Source organism: Streptomyces griseicoloratus (assembly GCF_014534645.1).
In the GTDB taxonomy this organism is placed as follows: domain Bacteria; phylum Actinomycetota; class Actinomycetes; order Streptomycetales; family Streptomycetaceae; genus Streptomyces; species Streptomyces griseicoloratus.
Genome location: NZ_JACVQF010000187.1, coordinates 300,593 through 322,019 on the forward strand (window position 1 = coordinate 300,593; position 21,427 = coordinate 322,019).

Genomic DNA, 21,427 nt, shown 5'->3' on the forward strand with positions numbered 1-21,427 from the left:
GTACGGCCGGCCGGCGGGCACCAGCTCGGCGAGCGGCTCCCCTCCCCTGGGCAGACTGAGCGTTCCCGTCCGGTCTGCGATGACCGCGGGGAAGTCCGGGGTACGGCCGAGCCGCGGGATGATGAAGTCGCTCACGGCGTCGACCGTGCGCTGCGCCGAACCGGCTCTGACCACCGTGCGGAGCACGGCGCGCACGTCCGGCGAGAAGGCGAAGACGTCGTGGCCGTCGAGCGGGGCGTCCACGTGCATGAGGCCGCTCAGCATGACCTCCGTCAGGCAGACGGGGGTGCTGTCGGGCAGGGCGGCGGCCTGGACCAGCCGCATGACGGGCAGTGTCAGCGGGTCGACGGCCGCCAGGTGGCCGGCCAGTTCGTAGGCGGGCGGGGAGGCCGTCGCCCGGAACGTGCGTACGCGGTCGGTGGCGGTGCCGGTGTCACCGGTGGTGTCGCCGCCGGAGCGTCCGTCGCTGTCGGATCCCGGGGCGGGAGGGCTGTGCGCGTCGATGACGCGCAGCGCGGTCGTCCCGCCGTGCGAGGCGATCAGGGCGGCCCAGGGCCGCAGGCTCAGCTCCTCCAGTTCGAGCACGGGCACGGGCAGTGCGGGCCGGGGGGCCGGCTCGGCCGGGGGCGGGGGCTCGTCGACGGCGAGCAGAGTGTTGGGCGGTGCGGGGCCGGTCGTCCGGACGACCGCGGGTTCGGCTGCCAGCCCGGTCCCGCTCCACAGCCGGGTCGGGAGCAGGTGGAGTACGGCGGTGGGTGCTCTGCGGGCCAGGGCGGCCAGCCGCCGGTGGGCGGATCCGTCGTACCAGTGGTCGGCGACCCCGTCGGTCACGGCGAGCACGACGGTCGGGTCGCCGGTGAGGAGGGCGGAGGCGTCGAGCGGGCTCACGCGGACGGACCGGAAGATTCCCGAGCCGGTGAGTGCGTCGGCCAGTTCGCCGAGCGTGTCGCGCCACACCCGCATGGACGGGCCGTCGTCCACGGCCAGCAGGAGGCGGAGCCAGCGGTCCCGGGCGGGGCGGAGCACGGCGTCGAGGACGCCGCTGTCGGCGATGGCCTCGGCGGTGGCGGTCTCGTCCAGTTCCTGCCGGTGCGGGGACGGCACTGTGCGCTTGAGCGCGCGCAGACCGCGGACGATGCCCAGCGGATGGCGCAGGCCCCGGACTCCGGGGATGCGCAGCGGCGCGCCGGGGGCGCCGCCGTCGCGGGTGCGGGTGAACGCGTAGACCGGTCGCCGTACGTCGCCCGGGGCGCTCTGCCCGGTGTTCCGTTCCCCGGGCCGCGGCTGCGGGACGGAGGCGGGTACGGGCCGGGAGCGGGGCGCCGCGGCGGGTTCCGTCACGGCGGCGTCGGCCGGGCTCGGTGGGGCGTGCAGGGCGAGCCAGAGGGCGTCGCTCAGCTCCCTCGGCGAGAGTTCCGCTCCGGCGCTGCGCAGCGCGGCGTGCAGGCGTGCGGCCCAGAGTTCGTCCGGCTCACCGGGATCCGCCGCTTCTGAGCTCACGCAGCACCGCCTCCCTGAGGTGCCCGGCCTCGGGGTGGACGCCCTGCTGGAGCAGGTGGACGGCGTGCAGCAGTTGGTCGGTGGCGAGGCCGCCGAGGTTGCGCCGGTCGGTGAAGGTGCGGATGAGTTCCCGGACCCGGGGCCATTGCGCCTGGAGCTGCGGCAGGTCCTGGGCGAAGTGCGCCCGCACGATGCCTTCGAGCTGTTCGGGGCCGGGCTCCGGCAGTTCCAGCCGGACGCAGCGGCGCAGGAAGGCCGCGGGGAACTCCCGTTCGCCGTTGCTGGTGATGACGACGAAGGGGAAGTCCCGGCAGCGGACGGTGCCCTGCCGCACCCGCACCTTCTCCTGCGAGCCCTGTACGTGGACGGCGACCTCGGCCTGTTCCTCGGGCAGGCGGGCCAGTTCGGGGATGGTGAACTCGCCTTCCTCCAGCACGAAGAGCAGGTCGTTGGGCAGGTCCAGGTCGCTCTTGTCCAGCTCGTCGATCAGCAGCAGCCGCGGTCGTCCCTCGTGCCGGGTGGCCAGCGCGGTCCCCAGGGGGCCCAGGCGTACAAAACTGCCGATGTCGTCCGTGCCGTCGCGCTGCTCACGGAGCCGTCCGATCGCGTCGTAGCGGTAGAGGGCGTCGGTGAGGGTGGCGCGGGTGTTCACCGGCCAGACCAGGACCGGCCCGAGTCCGAGTTCCGCCGCCACGGCGTGCGCGAGCGACGACTTGCCGGTGCCGGGAGAGCCGGTGACCAGCAGGGGGCGGCGCAGGCGCAGGGCGGCGTTGACCACCTCCACCTCCTGGTCGCCGATCAGGTACGGCCGCGGCCGCTCGGGCTCGTCGTCCTGCCGCGGCCGTCGCCACGGCGGGGGTTCGGGCAGCGGTACCGAGTCGTCGTAGGTGCCGCCGCCACCGCGGAAGAGCCGTTCCTGCGGGCGTCCGCTGTTCACGCGGCGCCTCCTTCCCGCCTGGTCGGGTTGGCCAGCCGTCGCCGGGGCGGTGACCAGCCCGGGTCCTCCCACAGCAGGGCCAGATGAGCGCCCATGTGCAGGCTGTCGTGGAGTGCTTCGGCGCGCCGCTGTCTGACCTGTTCGCGCAGGCTGTGCGGCCAGTCGTCGTGGACGACGGCCCGCAGCTGCTCGGCCGCGTCGGGGCCGTGGGCGGCCCGGTGCCACAGGACCACGGGTACGCCCAGGTGGCGGCACAGGGCCAGGGTGCCGTCGCGCTGGTCGGGCGGACAGCAGGCGATGACGCAGGCGATCTCGCTCCGCTTCGACAGGGTGCCGTCCGCCGCCCGCAGCTCGTGCACGACGTAGGGTTCGGCCACGGTGCTGCGGCCGCGTTCCCAGCGGGCTTTGCGGGCGCCGCTGCGCGGTACGTTCTGCCCGCGCAGGACCACCGCCCTGTCCAGCCCGATGGGCCGCGTTCCCAGGGAGCCGGCGCGGGTGGGCAGGCGGTCCACCGGCAGGTGGAAGAAGCCCTCCTCCAGCAGGAACTCCACGCCTGTGGACTCCTCGTACTGGTCGAGGTCGTCGACGGCGTCGGAGAGCGCGGCACACAGTTCGTCGCGGTCGCGCAGGGCGTCTCCGTCCGTCCAGGTCCTCGCCGGCTCCTCGTGTGCGTCGTGGTCGTAGAGGCGGATGTCGTAGTGGAAGGCGTCGGCGTCGGGCTGCGGCCAGAGCCACACGCGCAGCACCGGCTGCGCGGTCAGGGCGGCTGCGCGGGACTTGGCGGACCAGCGGCACTGCGCCATGGCGTCCGGGCTGACGCCCAGCCGGGTGGCGACGCCCTGCGACCATTCCCGCAGGAGGTCCCCGCCGTCCCGCCGGGACGCGGCCACCTCCTCGACCACCTGGATCAGGGGCGGCACGACGCCGGGTTCGCTCGCGCGGTCCTCCAGGTCCTCCACCAGCGCCCCGATGCCGGCCTGCCCGGCGTGGGCGAAGGACAGGTGCGGCACGGCACGGCGGGCCGCCGCGCGCACTTCCTGGTACGGGTCCGGGCCGAGCAGGTCCTCGAGGTCGTCGTACTCGTCCTGGGTGAGCAGGCGCACCGGGCCGAGCTTCGCGGCGGCCTCCCGGACCCGCAGGGCCACTGCCTCGAACGCGGTGAGCGCGCTGAGGAGGGCCGGTACGCCCCGGGGGTGGCTCAGGGCCGCGTCGACGAGTTCCGCACCGGTGTCCGGGGTCCAGGAGAGGCCGAGGGCGCTGCCGACCCGGCCCGCGCAACGCTCCAGTTTGCCGTCGGGGAGTGCGTCGAGGGCGTCGGCCATCTCACGGCGCCGGGCTCGTGTCCTGGCGTCGGCAGGCGCCGCGGCCGCGGCGGGGAGCACACCCGCGTCGTGGAGCAGCTTCACCATCCGGGAGGCCCTGATGGCGTACGAGCGGGGCCGGTCGGGTTCGGTGGACACCACCAGGCCCGTCACGCAGCCGCGTTCCCGGTCCCACAGGGGTGCTCCGCTGTGGCCGGGCTCGATCTCCAGCGGGGCGTACCCCGGGTCCAGGATGTACCAGGGGCCCATGGTGGCCTGTACGTAGACGTCCACGAGCGAGCGCGGGGCTCCGTGGGCGTACCAGGTCGACAGTCTGCGGCCGGGTGTCTCGCGCACGGGCACCGGGCTGAGAGCGGGGTCCCGGAGGTCGGCCCTCAGCAGGGCGAGGTCGCCGTCCCACCACTGCCCGTTGCAGGGCTTGGGGGCCAGCCAGCCGGCCAGTTCCACCGGGTGCTGCTCGCTGCCGAGGCACGGGAAGGACGCCGCGATGCGGAGCATCTCCGCCGCGGTCGGCGCGGTGGGCGCCATCTTGTCCCGGCCGAGAGCCGCGTTGATCACATGGGCGCAGGTCAGCAGGAATCCGTCCGCGACGATCACGCCCGCCCCCAGGCCCGTCCCGGTGACGCCACGGGTGTGGATGGTGGCCCAGGCCTGGCGGACACGCCCGTCCGGGTCGTCGCGGTGCTGCCGGTGCACGGTTACTCCGTCGGCGCGGGAGCTTCTTCGAGGTTCCAGGTCGCGGACACGGTGAGGCTGGCCTCGCCCTTGTTGGCGACGATGCCGAGCGTCAGGTCGTTGCCCACCTTGACGCCCAGGTCCACGGTGAGCTGGTGGGGCCGTCGCTCCATGGCGGACACCGTTTCGTGGACCGACTGCAGCACGGGGACCAGCGGCTGCAGTACCTGCCGCAGCGCACCGCGGGCCGCACGCGCCACCCGTCCGCCGCCCTCGCCCGCAACGGGCACGAGCGGCGCGGACCCGGGCGCCGCGCCGGCTGCGGCGGAGTCGGCCAGCGGACTGGGAAAGACCTCCAGCAGCACCCTCTGGCCGTCGTCGAAGGTGAACTCCACAAATTCCCCCATGGCCTCAACTATGCCAGTGCTCGGGGCGCCTGGCCCTGTGATCGATCGATTCCGGCGGCCGGAGACCGCGGAGTGACGGGCTCTCGCCGCTCGTCCGGCTGGTGTTGACCCTCCGTCAGTCATGTTCCTGTCCCCCGCCGCTGTCACGGACTCGCGCCTCGCCGGGTTCCGGGAGCCAGCCCGTTGCGGTGAAGTGGGCGACATTGAGGGCGAACCGTTTCCGGTCGGTCCCGGGCGCGGGGCGCCGTACGTCCGTCGCGGCCAGTGCGGCGTCGGTGGCCGTGGGGTCGAAGGCGAGACCGCCTTCCGATCCGGCGCCGGTCAGTTCGGCGGCCAGTGTGCCGAGGAGCGGGTACGCCGCGTTGCCGGGGTCCGTGCCGATCCGGTCCAGCCATGCCTGCGGGGAGACTTCCGGCAGGCGGTGGCCCATGGTGCGCAGCCAGTCCAGTGCCGTCTCCAGGCGCAGGCGCCGGCCTGCGGCGAGGTGGAAGGTCCGGCCGGCGGTGCCCGGGAGCAGGGACAGCGCCACCAGGGCGTCGGCGACGTAGTCCACCGGTGCCAGGTCGAAGGCGGTGTCCACCCGGGCGGGTGCGGCCTGGGCCTGGACGCAGCCCTTGAGCATCAGCCACAGGTAGTCGCCCGTCTGGCAGGCGCCGGTGCGGCTGTGGCCGGTGATGCGGGTCGGCCGGTACATGGTGACGGGCAGTCCGCGCCGTCGGGCTTGTTCGACGAGGCCTTCGGCCACCCATTTGCTCTGGGTGTATCCGTGTTCCAGCGCCTCGGGCGGTCCCGTCGGGTGCTCCGGGCCGATCGGGTGCGGGGCGGTGCCCGCGTACACGCCCACGGTGGAGACGTGGTGGACGGGGACGGTGCGGTGGCGCGCGGCCAGCCGGAGGATCTCGGTGGTGCCGTCGACGGTCGCCGCCTTGAGCTGTCGGTAGGAGGAGACGAGGTTGACCGCCGCGCCCACGTGGTGCACCGCGTCCACGGTGCGGGCGAGGCGGTCGAAGGCGTCCTCGGACAGGCCCAGCGACGGCCGGGCCAGATCGCCGTGGACGACGGTGACGCGGCGGGTGCAGCGTTCGTCCCACAGCCCGTGGTTCTCCAGGGCGCCGCGCAGCCGTTTGCCGGCGTGCTCGGGGTCGGTGCCGCGGACCAGGCAGTGCACGGTGGCGTCGGTGCGGTCCAGCAGGGCGCGCAGGGTGAAGGCGCCCAGGAAGCCGGTGGCTCCGGTGAGCAGGACGTGTGCCGGGGTGGGGGCGGCGGGGGCCGGGTCCGGTGCCGGGACGATGTCGGCGGGCAGGTCGGTCTCGGCGGGCAGGTCGAGGGCCGGGGCGGTGGTGTTGCCGTCGACCAGGGCGGCCAGCCGGGCGACCGTCGCGGAGGCGGAGACCGCGCCGGGCGGGATCCGCGTGCCCAGTTCCTCCTGGATCCTGAGTACGAGTCGGGTGGCCAGCAGGGAGTGGCCGCCCAGGGCGAAGAAGTCGTCCCGGACGCCGATGCGGGGGATGTCCAGCAGGTCGCTCCAGATCCGGGCGATCCGGCGCTCGGTGGCGGTGGTGGGCGGATCGCAGGGGGTGGGCGGCCGGGTGTCCGGGTGCTCGGGGCGGGGCAGGGCGGCGCGGTCCAGTTTTCCGCTGGGGGTGAGGGGGAAGCGCTCCAGTTGCAGCACGGCGGCCGGGACCATGTGGTCGGGGAGGCGTTCGGCCAGCGCCTGCCGGACCGCGGCGGGCCGGGGCGGGTTCGCCGCGTCGTCGGTGGCCGTGAGGTAGTGGGCGACCAGGCGGCGCCCGGCGGGGGTCTCCTGCGCCACCACGGCGGCGTCGGCCACCGCGGGCAACGCCCGCAGGACGGCCTCGATCTCGCCGGTCTCCACCCGGTGGCCGCGGATCTTGACCTGGTCGTCCCGGCGGCCCAGGTACTGCAGGCGGCCGTCGGGAAGGTGCCGGACGAGGTCGCCGGTGCGGTAGAGCCGCACACCGTCGCGCAGGACGAACTTCTCGGCGGTCAGGCCGGGGTGGCCCAGGTAGCCGTCGGCCAGTGCGGGGCCGGCGACGCACAGTTCGCCCGGGGTGCCGGGCGGCACCGGGCGCAGCGCCTCGTCGAGGACGGATATCCGCGTGCCCGCGACGGGGCGGCCGATGGGCGGCAGGTCCGGCCAGGAGGCCGGGTCCTCGGCGAGGCGCTCGGCGGTGACGACGTGGGTCTCGGAGGGGCCGTACTGGTTGTCCAGCACCGCGTCGGGCGCGTGTGAGCGGAAGAACTCGCGCAGGGCGGGGGTGGCGAAGAGCTGCTCGCCCGCGGTGGCCACCTCGCGCAGCCGCGGCAGTGTCCGGCCGGTGGCGCAGGCGTACTCGGCGAGTTGCTGCAGGGCGACGAACGGCAGGAAGAGCCGCTCCACCCGTTCGGCGGCCAGGAGGCCGAGGAGGCGGGCCGGGTCGCGGCGGGTCCCGTCGTCGGTCATGACCAGGGTGCCGCCGGTCGCCCAGGTGCTGAACAGTTCCTGGAAGGCCACGTCGAAGCCGAGCGGGGCGAACTGCAGGGTGCGGGTGCCGGTGGCCGCGGCGGACCGGGTGCGCTGCCAGGCCAGCAGGTTGGCCAGGGAGCGGTGCGGCATGGCCACGCCCTTGGGCCGGCCGGTCGATCCGGAGGTGTAGATCAGGTAGCCGAGGTCGTCCGGGTCCGCCGCGGGCAGCGCCACGGCGGGGGCGGGCGGCAGGTCGTCCACGACGACCGGCTCGGCGTCGACGAGGTGCGCCAGGTCGCGCTGGGTGAGCACGGTGGTGATCCGGCTGTCGGCGGCCATGAAGGCGAGGCGGTCGGCGGGGTAGTCGGGGTCGAGCGGCAGGCAGCAGCCGCCCGCCTTGAGCACGCCGAGGACGGCGACGGCCAGGTGCGGTGAGCGGCGCAGGCAGATCCCGACGGGCTGCCGCGCCGCGCCCCGGGCCACGAGGTGGGCGGCGACGTTCGTGGCGGCCGCGTCCAGCTGGGCGTAGGTGAGCGTCCGGTCCCGGTGGACGAGGGCGGGGGCGTGGGGGGTGCGGCGTGCCTGGGCGGCGACGGCCTCGTGGGCGAGCGGGCGGTCGGCGGCGGGCGGCGGGCCGTGCGTCCACTGCCGGAGGAGGGCGTGTTCCTCGGGGGGAAGGACGTCCAGCTCGGCCAGTGGCCGGTCGGGGTGGGCGACGGCGGAGGCCAGCAGCGTGGTGAGACGGGCGGTCAGCCGCTGGGCGGTGGCGCGGTCGAAGAGGTCGGTGGAGAACTCCCAGTAGCCGTGGAGGCCGTCCGCCTCGGGGACCATGTGGAGGAAGACGTCGTACTTGGCCGTGCCCCCGTGCACGTACAGCCGCTCGGCGGTGATGCCGGGCAGGTCCAGGGCCGGGGCGGGGGCGTCGTCGAGGCCGAACACCACCTGGAAGAGCGGGAAGCGGCCGGTGGAGCGCGCCGTCTTCAGGTCGCGGACCAGGTGGGAGTGGGGAACGTCGCGGTGGCGGACGGCGGCCCACACCGCGGCCTTGGTCCGGGCCGTGAGCTCGGCGAAGGAGGCGGTGGGGTCCAGGTGCTGGCGCAGCGGCATGACGTCGGTGAGGCAGGCCAGCATCGGTTCGAGGCGTTCGTCGTCCCGCCGGGAGACGGGAGTGCCGATGACCACGTCCTGCCGGCCCGAGGTCCGGGCCAGCAGCGCGCCCAGGGCGGTGGCCAGCACGGTGAAGGGGGTGGTGCGGGCCCGGCGGGCCAGTGCGCGCACCCCGGTGACCAGGCCGGGCTCCAGGGTGAACTCCACCCGGTCGCCGCCGGTGCCGAGCACGGCGGGCCGGGGCCGGTCGGTGGGGAACGTCGACTGCTCCGGTGCTCCGGCCAGCGTGCGCCGCCAGTACTCCAGGGAGGCGCGGCTGGGGGCGGGGCGTGTTTGGGCGTACGGGCCGAACTGCACGGGCAGCTCGGGCAGTTGGGGGTCGGAGCCGTCCAGGGCGGCCCGGTAGAGGGCGCTGAACTCGGTGTCCAGCACGCTCCAGCACCAGCCGTCGACGACCGCGTGGTGGACGGCCACGACGAGGACGGCGTCGCTGCCGCCGGTGCGGGTGTCCAGTTGGAGCAGGGTCGCCCGCAGCAGCGGCGGCCGGTGCAGGGCCACCGGCCGGGTGGCTGCTTCGGTCAGGGCGGCGGGCAGCTGTGCGGGGGTGACGCGGCGGATCTCCAGCTCGACCGGGGCCGGCGGGAGGACCGTCTGGCGCGGCTGTGCACCGTCGAGATGCAGGCGGCTGCGCAGGGCTTCGTGCCGGGCGACGATGCCGTCCAGCGCGGCCTGTACGGCGGCCGGTTCGACGGGGGCGCCGCGCAGCCGGTACGTCCAGGACTCCAGGTAGCGGGAAGTGCCGTCCTGGAACTGGTCGTTGAGCCAGATCGACTCCTGTTCGCCGGTCATCGGGTAGCTGGGGTGGCTGGTGTGCGGCATGGCGGGCGGTCCTCGGTCAGAGCCAGGCGGGCAGGGCGCGGCGGTCGAGTTTTCCGTTGGCCGTGGTGGGCAGGGACGCGCAGCGCCGGACGGTGCGGGGCACCAGGGGGCCGGGGAGCCTGGCGGCCAGGGCACGGCGCACCACGGCCGGGTGGGACGGGTCGTCCCGGTCGTTCGAGGTGTAGAACAGCGCGAGGCGTTCGTAGCCGCCCGCCGGCGCCGGGACCGGGACGACGGCCGCGTCGCGGACGCCGGGGACGCGGCGGGCGACGGTCTCGATCTCGTCCGGCTCGACGCGGTGGCCGGCGATCTTCACCTGCCGGTCGGTCCGGCCGCGGAAGTGCAGTGTCCCGTCGGTGTCCATGACGCCCAGGTCGCCGGTCCGGTACAGGCGCAGGGGGGTGCCGTCGAGGAGGTGGGTGGTGAAGGACGCGGCGGTGGCCTCGGCGTCGTCCAGGTAGCCGAGGGCCAGGCCGTCGCCGGCCAGGCAGATCTCGCCCGGCTCGCCGGGTGCGGCCGGGCGGTCGCCGTCGAGGATGTGCACGGTCGTGCCCGGTACCGGCACGCCGACGGGGACGCCGTCGGGGCGGGCGCAGTCGGCGGCGGTGACCCGGTGGGTGGTGGCGAACACGCAGCTCTCCACCGGTCCGTAGCCGTTGATCAGTACGGTGCCGGGGTGGCGGGCCAGGAAGCGGCCGGCGTGTGCGGGCGACATCCGTTCGCCGCCGGTGAGGACCTGCCGGATCCCGGCGAAGCAGGGGCGGTCGGGGGTGTCCTCGTCCACGAAGAGGTTGAACAGGGCCGAGGTCAGCCACACGGTGTCCACGCCGGCCCTGGCGACGAGGTCGGTGAGGGTGTCCGGGAGGAGGTGGTCGCCGGGGGCGATGGCGCAGGTGCCGCCGCTGGTCAGCGGGCCCCACAGCTCCAGGCTGAAGGCGTCCCAGGGGGCCGGGGCCGCCTGCAGGACCACCCGTCCGGGGCCGAAGTCGGCGAACGTGGCGCCGTCGGGGGGAAAGAGGCGGGTGGTCGCACGGTGGGGTGACAGGACGCCCTTGGGGACGCCGGTGGTGCCGGAGGTGAAGAAGACGGTGGCGGCATCGTCCGGGGCGGCGGTCACGCCGGGCGGGGCGATGCGCCGGGCCGCTGCCTGCCGCAGGGTCTCGGCGGGTGGGGCCCAGGCGTGCGGTATGTCTTGCTCGGCCACCGTCAGGGGGGCGTGCAGGCGGGAGACGACGTCGTGGATCCGCGGGGCGGGCCAGCGCGGGTCCAGGGCGGCGTAGGAGGCGCCGCACTTGAGGACGGCCAGCAGTACGGCGACGAGCCGGGGTGAGCGGGGCAGCAGGACCGGTACGACGGCGCCGGGGTGCACTCCGGCCCCGGCCAGCTCCCCGGCGTAGGTGTCCGATGCGGCGTCGAGGGTGGCGTAGTCGACGCGTTCGTCGCCGTGGATCAGTGCGAGGGCGGTGGGGCGCAGGCGTGCCTGGTGGGTGACGGCGGCGTGCAGGGAGCGCCGGGCGGCGGGGTGAGGTGCGGTGGGTGTGTGCCGGGCGGCGGGTGCGGGGGTGCTGTCCGGGCCGCGAGGGGGTCCGGCGGTGGACGTGGGCCCGGCGGTGGGGGTGAGCCCGGCGGTGAAGGCGGTGAGGGTGTCAGCCTCGAACAGGTCCTCGGGCGAGGCGTGCAGGTGCAGGTCCTTGGCGAGCCGGGCGCAGATCCGCATGGCCTGCAGGGAGGTTCCGCCGAGGTCGTAGAAGCTTTCGGTGCCGTCGGCCCCGGGCACGCGGAGCACCTCGGCGACGATCTCCAGCGCGGCCTGTGCGGTCCTGCGGGCCGAGGGGGGCGGCGGCACGGGCGCGGGGTGCTGTGGGGGCGGGCCGCTGCTGGGCGGAGGGGCCGGGTGCGGTGAGGGCATGGCGGGGCTCGGTTCCTCGGGTGGACGGGCCGGTCGGCCGTGGGGACGGGTCGGTGGTGCGCATGGGCGGTCCGGCGGGCGGCCGCCGGCCTGCGAGCCGGCCGCCCGCCGTCGGGCAGCGGGGTCAGACGAAGTCGAGCAGGTCCGCCAGGGGCGCGGGGACGCGTTCGTGCGGGAGCGCGTCGACCAGCACCCGGCCGTAGTGGATCTTGCGTCCTTTCTTGGTGCCGAGGAAGCGCCGCAGCTGCTGCTGCGGGCTGCGGCCGCGCTGCGCGGGCTGGGACAGGAAGATCTGCAGGGGGCGCAGGTCGCCCTGCTGCCGGATGAGTTCGGTCACCCGTTCCACGCCCAGGGCGCGGATGAGTTCATCCTCCAGGTCCGCGTCGCACACGAAGAAGTGCGGCGGCAGCCCGGCCCGCGCCCAGGCGCGGGCGTAGTAGCCGCGTTCCCGTTCGTCGCACAGGCCCGTCAGCTGCAGGTCCAGGCCGTCCGGCCCGAGGCGGTCGACGAAGCGGGTCACGTTCATCGCGCCGCCCATCGGCAGGACGCAGACCGCCTCCGCCGCCAGGTCGCGGCCGTAGCCCTCCGCCAGTGCCTCGACGGCGGCGACGTCGCTCGGGCCTTCGAGCAGGACGGCTCCCTGGACGGGCAGCAGCGTGGCCAGTTCGTGCGCCAGGTCGCCGGAGCCGCCCGCCGCCCAGTCCATGACCGCGTCCCGGAAGGACCTCATGTCAGCCAAGAGGCCCGCCCGCCTGCGCGGGCACCGGCCGCCGGGCCGCTGCCGGGGACGGCTGGGTGTCCGCTTCGCCGAAGGAGGGCAGGCCGGGGGCGTGACGCTCGACCAGTTCGGCCAGTCCGGCGACGGTGGCGGCCTCGAAGAACTCGGCCGCCGGCAGGTCCACGTGGAGCACGGTCCGGATGCGGGCGAGGAGGTCCATGGCCATCAGCGAGTTGCCGCCGATCTCGAAGAACTCGTCGTCGATGCCGATCTCCTGGAGGGCGAGCGCGTCGGCCAGCAGGTCCGCCAGCAGTTCCTCGAGGGGGGTGCGCGGGGCGGCGTAGGGCGTGTCCGCGGTCCGCGGCAGGTGCGTGGGGGCCGGCAGGGCCCGCCGGTCCGTCTTGGAGCCCAGCGTCAGCGGGAAGGCGTCCATGACGATGATGACGGACGGGTGCATGTACCGGGGCAGCCGGTGGTGCAGGGCCAGGCGCAGCCTCGGTACGAGGCCTTCAGCGGGGCCGTTGGGGACGACGTACGCCACCAGGACCTTGCGTCCGGGCATGACGTCGTCGCGGGCCAGTACGACGGCCTCCTTCAGGTCCGGCAGGCCGGACAGGGCGGCCGCGATCTCGCCGGGCTCGATCCGGTAGCCGTCGACCTTGACCTGGTCGTCGATGCGGCCGCGGAACTCCAGGGCGCCGTCGGCGCCGAGCCGGACCACGTCGCCGATGCTGTACATCCGCTCGCCGGGGACGAACGGGTCGGGCACGAACCGCTCGGCGGTGAGCGCCGGGCGTCCCACGTAGCCGCGGGCCACACCGCTGCCGCTGGTGTACAGCAGGCCCCACTCGCCGTCGGGGACGGGCTGCAGGTTCTCGTCCAGGACGTACAGGCGGGTGTCGGTGACCGCGCGGCCGATCGGGACGCTGTCGCCGATCTCGTCGGTGATGACGTGGCAGGAGGTGAAGCAGGTGTCCTCGGTGGGGCCGTAGCCGTTGACGATCAGCAGGTCCGGGTAGGCCCGGCGCAGGGTGTTCATGTGCAGCGGGGACAGCGGTTCGCCGCCGCCGAGCATCTGGCGCAGGCCGGCCATGCTGTCGAGGTGGTCGTCGACCAGGCGGTGGAACAGGCCGGTGGTCAGCCACAGCGTGGTGATGCGTTCCTTCTCCAGGAACGCGGCCAGTTCGTGCATCGCCACCGTGCCCGGCGGATAGACGACCAGCTTGGCTCCGTTGAGCAGCGATCCCCAGATCTCGAAGGCGGAAGGGTCGAAGCGCAGCGAGCAGAACTGCAGGAAGGTCTCGTCCGCGGTCAGTGAGGCGTAGTCGCCGTCCTGGACCAGGCGGACCACGCCGCGGTGGCGGACGGCGACGCCCTTGGGCATGCCGGTGGAGCCGGAGGTGTAGCAGATGTAGGCCAGATTGTCGGGGCCGGTGCCGGGCTCGACGGGCCCCTGGGCGGGGGCCGTCTGCCACGGGTGGTCGAGGTTGACCACGGTGCCGTCGATCTCGGGCACCCGGTCGGCCAGCCGGTCGTGGGTCAGCAGGACGCGGGCCTGGGCCTGCTCCAGCATGTACCGGAACCGGTCGGGGGGTTCGTTCTGGTGCACGGGCAGGTACGCGCCGCCCGCCTTCAGGATGCCGACGAGCGCGATGATCATCTCGAAGGAGCGCTCGACGAACAGGCCGACCACGCTCTCGGTTCCGACGCCGAGCGCGCGCAGGTGCCGGGCGAGTTCATCGGCCCGCCGGTCGAGTTCCGCATAGCTCATGTCGACGCCGTCGAAGCGCAGCGCGGTCGCCTCGGGGCGGCGACGCACCTGCTCGTCGAACAGGTCGGTGATGGTCGCGTTCCGCCAGTCGTCAGTCGTCATCAGATGCCTGCCTTGTCAAACGCCGCTTCGGACTCCCGCTCGGGAAAGCCGGCGGGATCGGGGAGCCCGGTTACCGTGCCGTGCGCGTCGCCGCGCCGTGCCGGGGTCATCGGGCTCGCTCCTTGCGTGCCGGGACCGGCCGGCCCGCGGTGGTCACACGACCCCCTGCTTGCGCAGGCCGTCCAGGATCGTCGCGGCACGCAGCGACAGCAGGCTGAACGATCCCGCGTCGCCGATGCCGTGGCTGGACTCGCACAGCCCGTTGAGGAACAGCGGGGGTGTGCCGTCGGTGCGGGGCCGCAGCCGGTAGTCGGGTTCGACGACCAGGTAGCCGTCGTCGTCGAACTGGAACCGGTCGATCACTTGGGACAGCAGCGCCGGGTACGCCTCCTGGCCCTGGTGCGGCCCGAGGTCGCGGAACCCGGTCGCGAGGATCACCAGGTCCGCGTGGTCCGTGGAGACGTCCTTGGTGTGGACCTCCTCCACCTTGAGGCGTACGCCCGTGCCGTCCGCGTCCGCGGTCCGCACCTCGCTGTTGCCGCGGACGAATACCCGCTGGTCGCCGTCCAGGCGCTGTTCGTATATCAGCGCGTACAGGTGGTGCAGGACGTCGGCGTCGGTCGACGAGTAGTTGGTGGGGCGCATGTACGCGTCGAGTTCGTTCTTGCTCGCCCGGCTCGCCCGGTAGTAGTAGTCCGTGAACGCGGGGAAGAAGCCCTCTTCGCTGAACGGGCTGGTGTCCTTGAGCCGCAGCCCGAACTTCCGGACGTAGTTGACGATGCGTGCCTGCGGGAAGCGGTGCGCGAGGTCGAGGACGATCTCGACGGCGCTCTGGCTGCCGCCGATGACGGCGATCGACCGCGGGGGCTCGTCCAGGTCCCGCACGGTGTGCAGGTACCGGGTCAGGTGGCACACCCGGGGGGAGTCGAGGCCGGCGAACGGCTGGGGCACGAACGGGGTGCGCCCGGTGCCCACCACCAGGGAGCGGGCCCGCCGCCGTGAGCCGTCGGCGCAGGTCACCACGTACTCGGGAGTGCCGTCGGTCTCGGCCACGGCGATCTCCGTCGCCCGGGCGCCGAAGGCGACCTGCGGGTGGAACTGGCGGGTGGCCCAGTGGATGTACTGCGCGTACTCCTTGCGCAGCGGGAACTCCAGGGGCAGGTTCAGGTGCTCGATGAGCCTGCCTTCTTCGAAGAGGTAGTTGAGGAAGCTGTAGCGGCTGCGCGGATTGCGCAGGGTGACGAGGTCACGGTTGGGGTGGTTCTGCATGTTGGAGCCGTCCAGCAGCAGTCCGCCCTGCCACACCGGGTCGGGTGCGGCCTCCAGGAAGAAGGCGTCCGCCTCCGGCAGGTCCTCCTGCAGCGCGATGGCGAGCGACAGGTTCGCGGGTCCGAACCCGACGCCGAGCACATCGACGGGTTCGCCGGCCGGCGCGGTCGCCCGGACGTCGGGTCGGTCGGTCATGCGGCACCTCGGCGTACGTCATCCCGTGTGAGCATTGTTCTCCCGTTCCGTGTGTCGGCCGGCGATCAGTGCCGGGTCCGCCCGCATCTCCTCGTACCAGTGCCGCCACTTCGCCACGTCGTCTTCGAGGCCGGCGGCGGCGATCGCCGCTTCCTCCCGTTCCCAGTCGACCGCGCCCCTCGGCTGGATGCCGCTGCTGCCCAGGACCTTGCGGTAGAAGGGGTCGTCCGCCTTGCGGACGTCGCTCATCAGCGCGCCCACCTCGGGCGAGACCAGTTTCAGGCCCGGACGCGGGGTCCAGTTCTCCAGCCCGCCGGCCTGCGGCAGCCCGACCGCCGTGATCAGGGCGGCCGTGACACCGGCCGGATCGGCCCGCATGTCGTCGGAGTCGACCAGCACGTACGGGATGTCCCGCGCCCGGCACAGCTCCACCTGCTCGCGCAGCGACTGCCAGCCGCTCTCGAACGGCGGGAAGGTGTGCGCCCCGTTGAGCTCGCGCACGATGCGCAGCCGGGAGGTGGTCGACAGCCTCGGGTCGCAGATCACGAAGACCGGCGGGGCCGTGGCGAGCCCGACGAGCTGGGTGAACTGGGCCTCGCTGAGCTGGAAGCTCATCTCCTTCATCAGCAGGCCGCTGCCCCGCTCCACGTCGGCCAGCGCGATCCGCTCGCCCGACGCGACCACCATGGGGTTGCGCAGGACGCCGGCGACCGACTCCGGTCCCTGGTCACCCCAGTAGCAGGCCTCGAACGGCTCGTGGCAGTGGTGCGTGACGCGAGGGTGCTGCCACAGCAGCCGGGCCACGGCGGTCGACCCGGTGCGCGGGGGCGATATCAGCGCCAGCCGCGTGTCGTAGGCGCGGGTCACCGCGTTTTCCCATTCCACTGTCTCCTCCTGCTGACTCGGCTTGGCCACGGCCGGGGCCGTGGGTTTCGTCGGAGGTGTCACGGGGCTCTCACCGGGTCCGCAGCGCCTGGTCGAGATCGGCGATGATGTCGTCCACGTGCTCGATCCCGACGCTCAGCCTGATCATGTCCGGCGGTACCGGGGCCCGGCCGGGATCGGCGTCCGCGGCCTGCTTGTGCGTGGTGGCGCCGGGGATCGTCGCCGTGCTCCTGACCTGGCCGAGGTTGTTCGCCCGCCAGATGAGCCCGAGGCGGTCCATGGCCTCGTGCGCGGCGCGGACACCGCCGGCCGGGCGGAAGCAGAGGAGGAAACCGAACCGGTTCTCCGCCTGGCCCCCGTCCAGTTCGCTGTCGACCAGCCACATGTCCCGCCGGGCGATGTGGTGGGAGCGGTGGCTCTCCAGTCCCGGGTAGAAGACCTCGGTGACACCGGCGTGCTCATCGAGGTACCGGGCCACCTGGTGCGCGCTGCGGGACATGGCGTCCACCCGGCCGCGCACCTCCCGGACGTCCGCGAGGATCGTCCAGGCGTTGAACGGGCTGATGACCGCGCCCATGTCCCGCAGGGGGCCGCGGCGCAGATAGCCGGCGTAGTCGGCCGACAGTTCCGCGGGCCGGCCGCGCAGCCCCAGGTCGTGCCGGGCGATCACCGCCCCGCCCATGCTCCGGCCGCTGGCGCCGGCCGTCTTGGTGAGCGAGTGCACGACCACGTCCGCGCCGAGGGCCAGCGGGCGCAGCAGTGCGGGCGTGGCGAGCGTCGCGTCGACGATGAGCGGGATGCGTGCCTGGCGGGCCAGCGCCGACAGCGCCGGGATGTCCACGAGCTGCACCGTCGGGTTCGAGGGGGTCTCCGCGTACAGGAACCGGGTCTCGTCGTCGATGCGGCGGGCCCAGTCGTCCACCGACAGCGGGTCGGCGACCCAGCGTACGTCGACGCCGCGTTCCTGCCCGTAGCGCTTGTCGAAGACCATGGTGGTGGAGCCGTAACACTGCGGTGAGGCCACGATGTTGGGCCTGGGTCCGGCGTCCGTGGACAGCAGCGGCATCGTGGCCAGGGTGATCGCGCCCATGCCGGTGGCGGTGAGGGCGGCGCTCACCTCGGCGTCCGTCCCGTAGCCCTCCAGTGCGGCGACGGTCTGTTCCAGGAGGCGGACGGTCGGGTTGCCCCGCCGGGCGTACACCCAGCCGTCGCCGTCCTCGGCGGTGGCCGCGAGCATGGCGTCCATCGACGGGAAGCTCTGCGCGGTCGTCAGGTGGGCGGGCTCGCTCAGCGCACCGAGGTGCCCGGCGGCCTCCGCGTGGTCGTAGGCCCCGCTGATGGCGAGGGTGGTGAACCGGGCGCCCTTCATCGCGGTGACCCGCCTTCCGTCGTCGCGGGCGGCAGCTGGGCGAGTTCGTCGTGGAGGTCGTCGAGGCCGAGCGGGCCGAGGGACAGTGCGGCCGTGTGCCAGGACTTCAGGTCCAGCCGTTCGCCGCGGCCGGCGTGGGCGGCCTCGGCCGCGGCCCGTCCGTCCAGCCAGGCCCGCTCCCCCAGCTTGTAGGAGATCGCCTGGCCGGGCAGGCCGAGGTAGCGGCCCACCTCGCTGTCGACGAACTCGGCCGGCTGGCCGCTGTGGGCGGTCAGGAACTGCTTGGCGAGCCCGGGGGTCCAGGCCCGGCCGGCGCCGGCCGGGGCGTCGTCGGGGAGGTCGAGGCCGAGGTGTACGCCGATGTCGACGAGGACCCGCACGGCGCGCAGCATCTGCCAGTCGAGGAAGCCGAGGCGCTCGCCGGGGGTGCGCAGGTGGCCGAGCTCGTCCATCAGCCGTTCCGCGTACATGGCCCAGCCCTCGGTGCAGGCGTCGATGGCGGCGAGGGCGGCCTGGTACGTGGACAGCTGGTCGCTGAGGTACCTCCACTGGGCGAGTTGGAGGTGGTGGCCGGGTACGCCCTCGTGGTACCAGACGCTGCGCAGGCTCCACAGGGGGAACCGGGTGCGTCCCTGGGTGGGCAGCCATGTCCGGCCGGGGCGGGAGAAGTCCACGCTCGGCGGGGTGTAGTAGGCCGCCGAACCGCTGCCCGCCGGTGCGATCGCGGATTCCACCACCCGTACCGGCGGGGCCAGTTCGAAGTACGTGCCGTCGAGCGCGTCGAGTGCCTCGTCCATCCAGCCCTGCAGTCGCTGCCGGACGGCCTCCGTGCCGTCGGCCGCCTCGCCGTGCCGGTCGAGGTGGCGCATGGCCTCGCGCGGGGTGGCGCCGGGCAGCACGGACTGTGCCTCGGCGTGCATCTCGTCCCGGATCCTGCGGTACTCCCCCCAGGCCCAGGCGTAGGTCTCGTGCAGGTCGAGGTCGGCGCCGGTCCAGAACCGGGCCCAGGTGCGGTAGCGGTCGGCGCCCACGCCGTCGGGCTGGGCCTCGGCCCTGGGGAGGTATGCGGTGCGCAGCCAGTCCCGCATCCCGGCCGCCGCCGCGGTGGCGAGGGCCGCCGACCTGTCCAGTTCGGAGCGCAGCGGCGCCGGTACGTCGGCGTCGGCGCAGAAGCCGGCGTACCAGCCGCGGCCGTCGGCGTCGCGGATCCACGCGTCGAGCTGGTCGGCGATGATGCGGACCTGCCGTGGTGCGGCGGTGAAGTGCTGCTTGTCGAGTCCCCGGGTGAGGGATTCCCGCAAGCCGTCCAGCGTCCGGGAGACGCGGCTCATCCGCCGTGCGGCCGCTGCCCAGTCGTCCGGGGTTTTGGTGGGCATCAGCTGGAAGATGTCCTGGACGCGTTGTTGCAGGCCGTAGACGTTGACGATCTCCCGCAGGTACTCGTCGTCGGTGCTGACGGCCAGGTCGGCCCGCAGGCGCTCGCGCAGCAGCCGTCCGCACCTGCGCTCGGCGGGGGCGAGGGGGCCCGCGGCGGCCTGTTCGGCGCGGTCCAGGTCGGCGAGGGTGGCGCGGGACAGGTCGTCCATCCGGTCGCGGCCTTCCGGCGACAGGTCGGGCATCTCGTCCTGCCCCACCGGCAGACCCAGGTAGGTGGCGATGCCCGGGTCCACTCGGGCGAGCCCCGTGACGTAGGCGTCGGCTACGTCACGCACGGCGCGGGAGTCGGCAGACAGGTCGTCGCCCACGTGTCTCCACCTCACTGTGTGTCGGTCGGTCACTGGCTGTCGTCCGGGGGCACGGCGACACGCCGTGGGCCACGCAGCGGACCGGGGGACGCGGTGCACGGCACCGCCGGGGAACAGATCATGGCCCGACCGGATGGGCCGGTCAATCGGCGTCGATTGAACGCCGACCGGCCGGGATCGGGGGCGAGTCGGCCGTGCCGGCTCGCCGTGCGGCACGCGGCGGCGACGGCCGGTTCGGGGCTGCGGCCCGGTCAGCGGGGCAGGAAGACGCCGGTGTCCTCGGCGCAGGCGAGGGCGTGGACGCGGGTGGCGAGGGCGACGTCGTGGACGCCCATGCCGAACGGGTTGATCACCGTCCGGTCGGTGGGGGTGACGGGGCGCGGGTAGGCGCCGGACAGGAGCGTGGCGAGGTCCGCGTCCACCTGGCGGGCGCCGGGGACGTGGGTGCCCGGCGCGGTGGCGCGGCCGGCGCGGGCCAGGCGGCCCAGGAGCCGGGTTTCGTCCTCGCTGACCAGGTGCCAGTCGTCGACGAACAGGTGCTCGACGCCCAGGAGGACGTCCTCGGCGGCGTCGTCCAGGGACACGTTGAGGAAGACGGAGCCCTCCGGCAGCCAGTCCAGCGGCACGTACGCGGTCGTGGTCGTGGTGGCGGCCACCGTGACCGGGGCCGAGCGGACCGCCGGCTCGGGGTCGGCGGCGGTCTCGACGTCGATGTGGGGCAGTGCGGTGCGCAGTTCGTCGGCGAAGGCCTCGCGCCGGGACGGCGACAGGTCGTAGGCGATCACCGACTTCACCGCGCCGTGGGCGGCCAGCAGTTCCAGGTGCGTGCGTGCCTGGCGTCCGCAGCCCAGCAGGGCCACCCGGTCCACCGTGGGCAGCGGGCGGACCGCGCGCAGCGCCGCCACGGAGACCGCCGCCGTGCGCAGGGCGCTGATCTGCGCGCCTTCCATGACGCAGACCGGTTCGGCGGTCTGGCTGTCGTACAGCAGGATCAGGCCGGCGGCCCGGGGCAGGCCGCGGTCGGTGTTCCCCAGGCTGGCGTTGATGATCTTGCAGCCGTAGGTGCCGTCGTGCCATGCGGGCAGGACGAGGCTGCGGGCGGCTGCTCCGTCCGGTGCGGTCCAGCGCAGGGCGGCCTCGGTCGCCACTCCGGAGCGGTTGGCGCGCACGGCGAGGAACGCCTCGGTGACGGTCTCGAGCGGGTCGATCCGCGCGCACAGCGACGCGACGGTGGCACCGTCGAGGTAGCGCATCGGCCGGGGCTGGGTGTGCATGGGTCAGGTCCTCATCTCGTGGTGGAACAAGGGCGATTGCGTGTCCTTGAAGCGCTCGGACGGCCTCCTCTACGGTCCCCGCATGACTTCACCGCAGCCCCGTCCCAAGAAGCCGCCGCGCTGGCTGTTGCGCCGCCCGGACCCGGACGCGCCGGCCCGTCTCTTCCTGTTCCCGTACTCGGGATGCGGCGCCTCGATGTTCCAGGGGTGGCCGCGCCGTATCGGTGCGATCGACGTCTGCCTGGTCCAGCCGCCCGCCCGGCAGAACCGGATCGGCGAACCGCACTACGGGACGTACGAGAACATGGCGCGGGAGCTCGTGGCGTACCTGCGGCCGCATCTGGACAGGCCGTTCGCGTTCTTCGGGCACTGCGGTGGCGCGCTTCCCGGGATCGAGGTGACCCGGCAGCTCGCGGCGGCCGGGCTGCCGTTGCCGCAGCGGGTGTTCGTCTCGGGGCAGGTGGCCCCGCACGACGGGCCCTACAGCCGGCTGTTCGAGCTGGACCGGGACGGGCTGCGCGCCGAGCTGGGGCACATCATCACCAGGCTCGGCGGCGAGCCGACCGGGCCGCTGGTCGAGATGGGCCTGGAGGTTCTCGCCAACGACCTGGAGGCGAACCGGCGGTACGCCCCCGGCCGTGTCACCGTCGGCTGCGGCATCACGGCGATCGGCTGGTCCGAGGACACCGAGATCCCGGCGACGCTCATGGGCGGCTGGCAGGACGTGTCGGCCGACTGCCGGACCGTCGAGCTGCGGGGCGGCCATTTCGATTTCCTCTCCGCGCCGCAGGCGCTGCTCGCCGAGATCCGCCGGGACTTCGGCGGCGTGGCCGACGCCCCGGCGAAGCAGGAACAGACGGTCGGATGAGCCGGGCGGCCCGCTCGTCGCGAGCCGT

At 74.0% G+C, this 21,427-nt stretch carries 13 protein-coding genes and 1 pseudogene; 1 reads left to right on the plus strand and 13 read right to left on the minus strand.

The genetic code is table 11. The features are described from left to right. Positions 1 to 117 precede the first annotated feature (117 nt). The 13 genes and pseudogenes from H0H10_RS40535 to H0H10_RS15160 form a co-directional block, all read right to left on the minus strand. Positions 118 to 1,500: pseudogene (locus tag H0H10_RS40535) on the minus strand (SAV_2336 N-terminal domain-related protein); the annotation flags it as partial. Then, on the minus strand, positions 1,472 to 2,437 hold the full coding sequence (locus H0H10_RS15105) for an AAA family ATPase (protein WP_188181438.1): 966 nt from the start codon (positions 2,435 to 2,437) through the stop codon (positions 1,472 to 1,474). The gene H0H10_RS15105 and the pseudogene H0H10_RS40535, both read right to left, overlap by 29 nt. After that, entirely contained in the window at positions 2,434 to 4,455 is a 2,022-nt protein-coding gene (locus tag H0H10_RS15110; protein WP_188181439.1) for a VMAP-C domain-containing protein, read from the minus strand. Before H0H10_RS15110 ends, H0H10_RS15105 begins: the two co-directional genes overlap by 4 nt. Positions 4,456 to 4,457: 2 nt before the next feature. After that, entirely contained in the window at positions 4,458 to 4,841 is a 384-nt protein-coding gene (locus tag H0H10_RS15115) for a CU044_2847 family protein (protein ID WP_188181440.1), read from the minus strand. Between the two features lie 115 nt (positions 4,842 to 4,956). Further along, positions 4,957 to 9,294, minus strand: a complete 4,338-nt coding sequence (locus H0H10_RS15120; RefSeq protein WP_188181441.1) for a non-ribosomal peptide synthetase — start codon at positions 9,292 to 9,294, stop codon at positions 4,957 to 4,959. A gap of 16 nt (positions 9,295 to 9,310) precedes the next feature. After that, positions 9,311 to 11,140 (minus strand): amino acid adenylation domain-containing protein, encoded by a 1,830-nt coding sequence (locus tag H0H10_RS15125; protein ID WP_188181442.1) that lies wholly within the window; start codon positions 11,138 to 11,140, stop codon positions 9,311 to 9,313. A gap of 187 nt (positions 11,141 to 11,327) precedes the next feature. Then, positions 11,328 to 11,942 (minus strand): TOPRIM nucleotidyl transferase/hydrolase domain-containing protein, encoded by a 615-nt coding sequence (locus H0H10_RS15130; protein WP_188181443.1) that lies wholly within the window; start codon positions 11,940 to 11,942, stop codon positions 11,328 to 11,330. Continuing rightward, on the minus strand, positions 11,935 to 13,794 hold the full coding sequence (locus H0H10_RS15135) for a non-ribosomal peptide synthetase (protein ID WP_188181444.1): 1,860 nt from the start codon (positions 13,792 to 13,794) through the stop codon (positions 11,935 to 11,937). Before H0H10_RS15135 ends, H0H10_RS15130 begins: the two co-directional genes overlap by 8 nt. 153 nt (positions 13,795 to 13,947) lie before the next feature. Further along, a complete protein-coding gene (locus H0H10_RS15140; RefSeq protein WP_188181445.1) occupies positions 13,948 to 15,258 on the minus strand; it encodes a lysine N(6)-hydroxylase/L-ornithine N(5)-oxygenase family protein in 1,311 nt (436 codons plus the stop codon). An 18-nt stretch (positions 15,259 to 15,276) separates the two neighbouring features. Next, a complete protein-coding gene (locus tag H0H10_RS15145; RefSeq protein WP_188181446.1) occupies positions 15,277 to 16,143 on the minus strand; it encodes a hypothetical protein in 867 nt (288 codons plus the stop codon). A 70-nt stretch (positions 16,144 to 16,213) separates the two neighbouring features. Continuing rightward, complete coding sequence (locus H0H10_RS15150) at positions 16,214 to 17,512, minus strand: trans-sulfuration enzyme family protein (RefSeq protein WP_188181447.1); 1,299 nt, start codon at positions 17,510 to 17,512, stop codon at positions 16,214 to 16,216. Next, complete coding sequence (locus tag H0H10_RS15155; protein ID WP_309141806.1) at positions 17,509 to 19,257, minus strand: DUF885 domain-containing protein; 1,749 nt, start codon at positions 19,255 to 19,257, stop codon at positions 17,509 to 17,511. Before H0H10_RS15155 ends, H0H10_RS15150 begins: the two co-directional genes overlap by 4 nt. A gap of 251 nt (positions 19,258 to 19,508) precedes the next feature. Beyond that, positions 19,509 to 20,531 carry an ornithine cyclodeaminase gene (locus H0H10_RS15160; protein ID WP_188181448.1) on the minus strand — a complete coding sequence of 341 codons (1,023 nt, stop codon included), beginning with the start codon at positions 20,529 to 20,531 and terminating at the stop codon, positions 19,509 to 19,511. 82 nt (positions 20,532 to 20,613) lie between these two features. Between H0H10_RS15160 and H0H10_RS15165 the strand changes: the two genes are divergently transcribed. Continuing rightward, on the plus strand, positions 20,614 to 21,399 hold the full coding sequence (locus H0H10_RS15165) for a thioesterase II family protein (protein ID WP_188181449.1): 786 nt from the start codon (positions 20,614 to 20,616) through the stop codon (positions 21,397 to 21,399). The last annotated feature ends 28 nt before the right edge of the window (positions 21,400 to 21,427 follow it).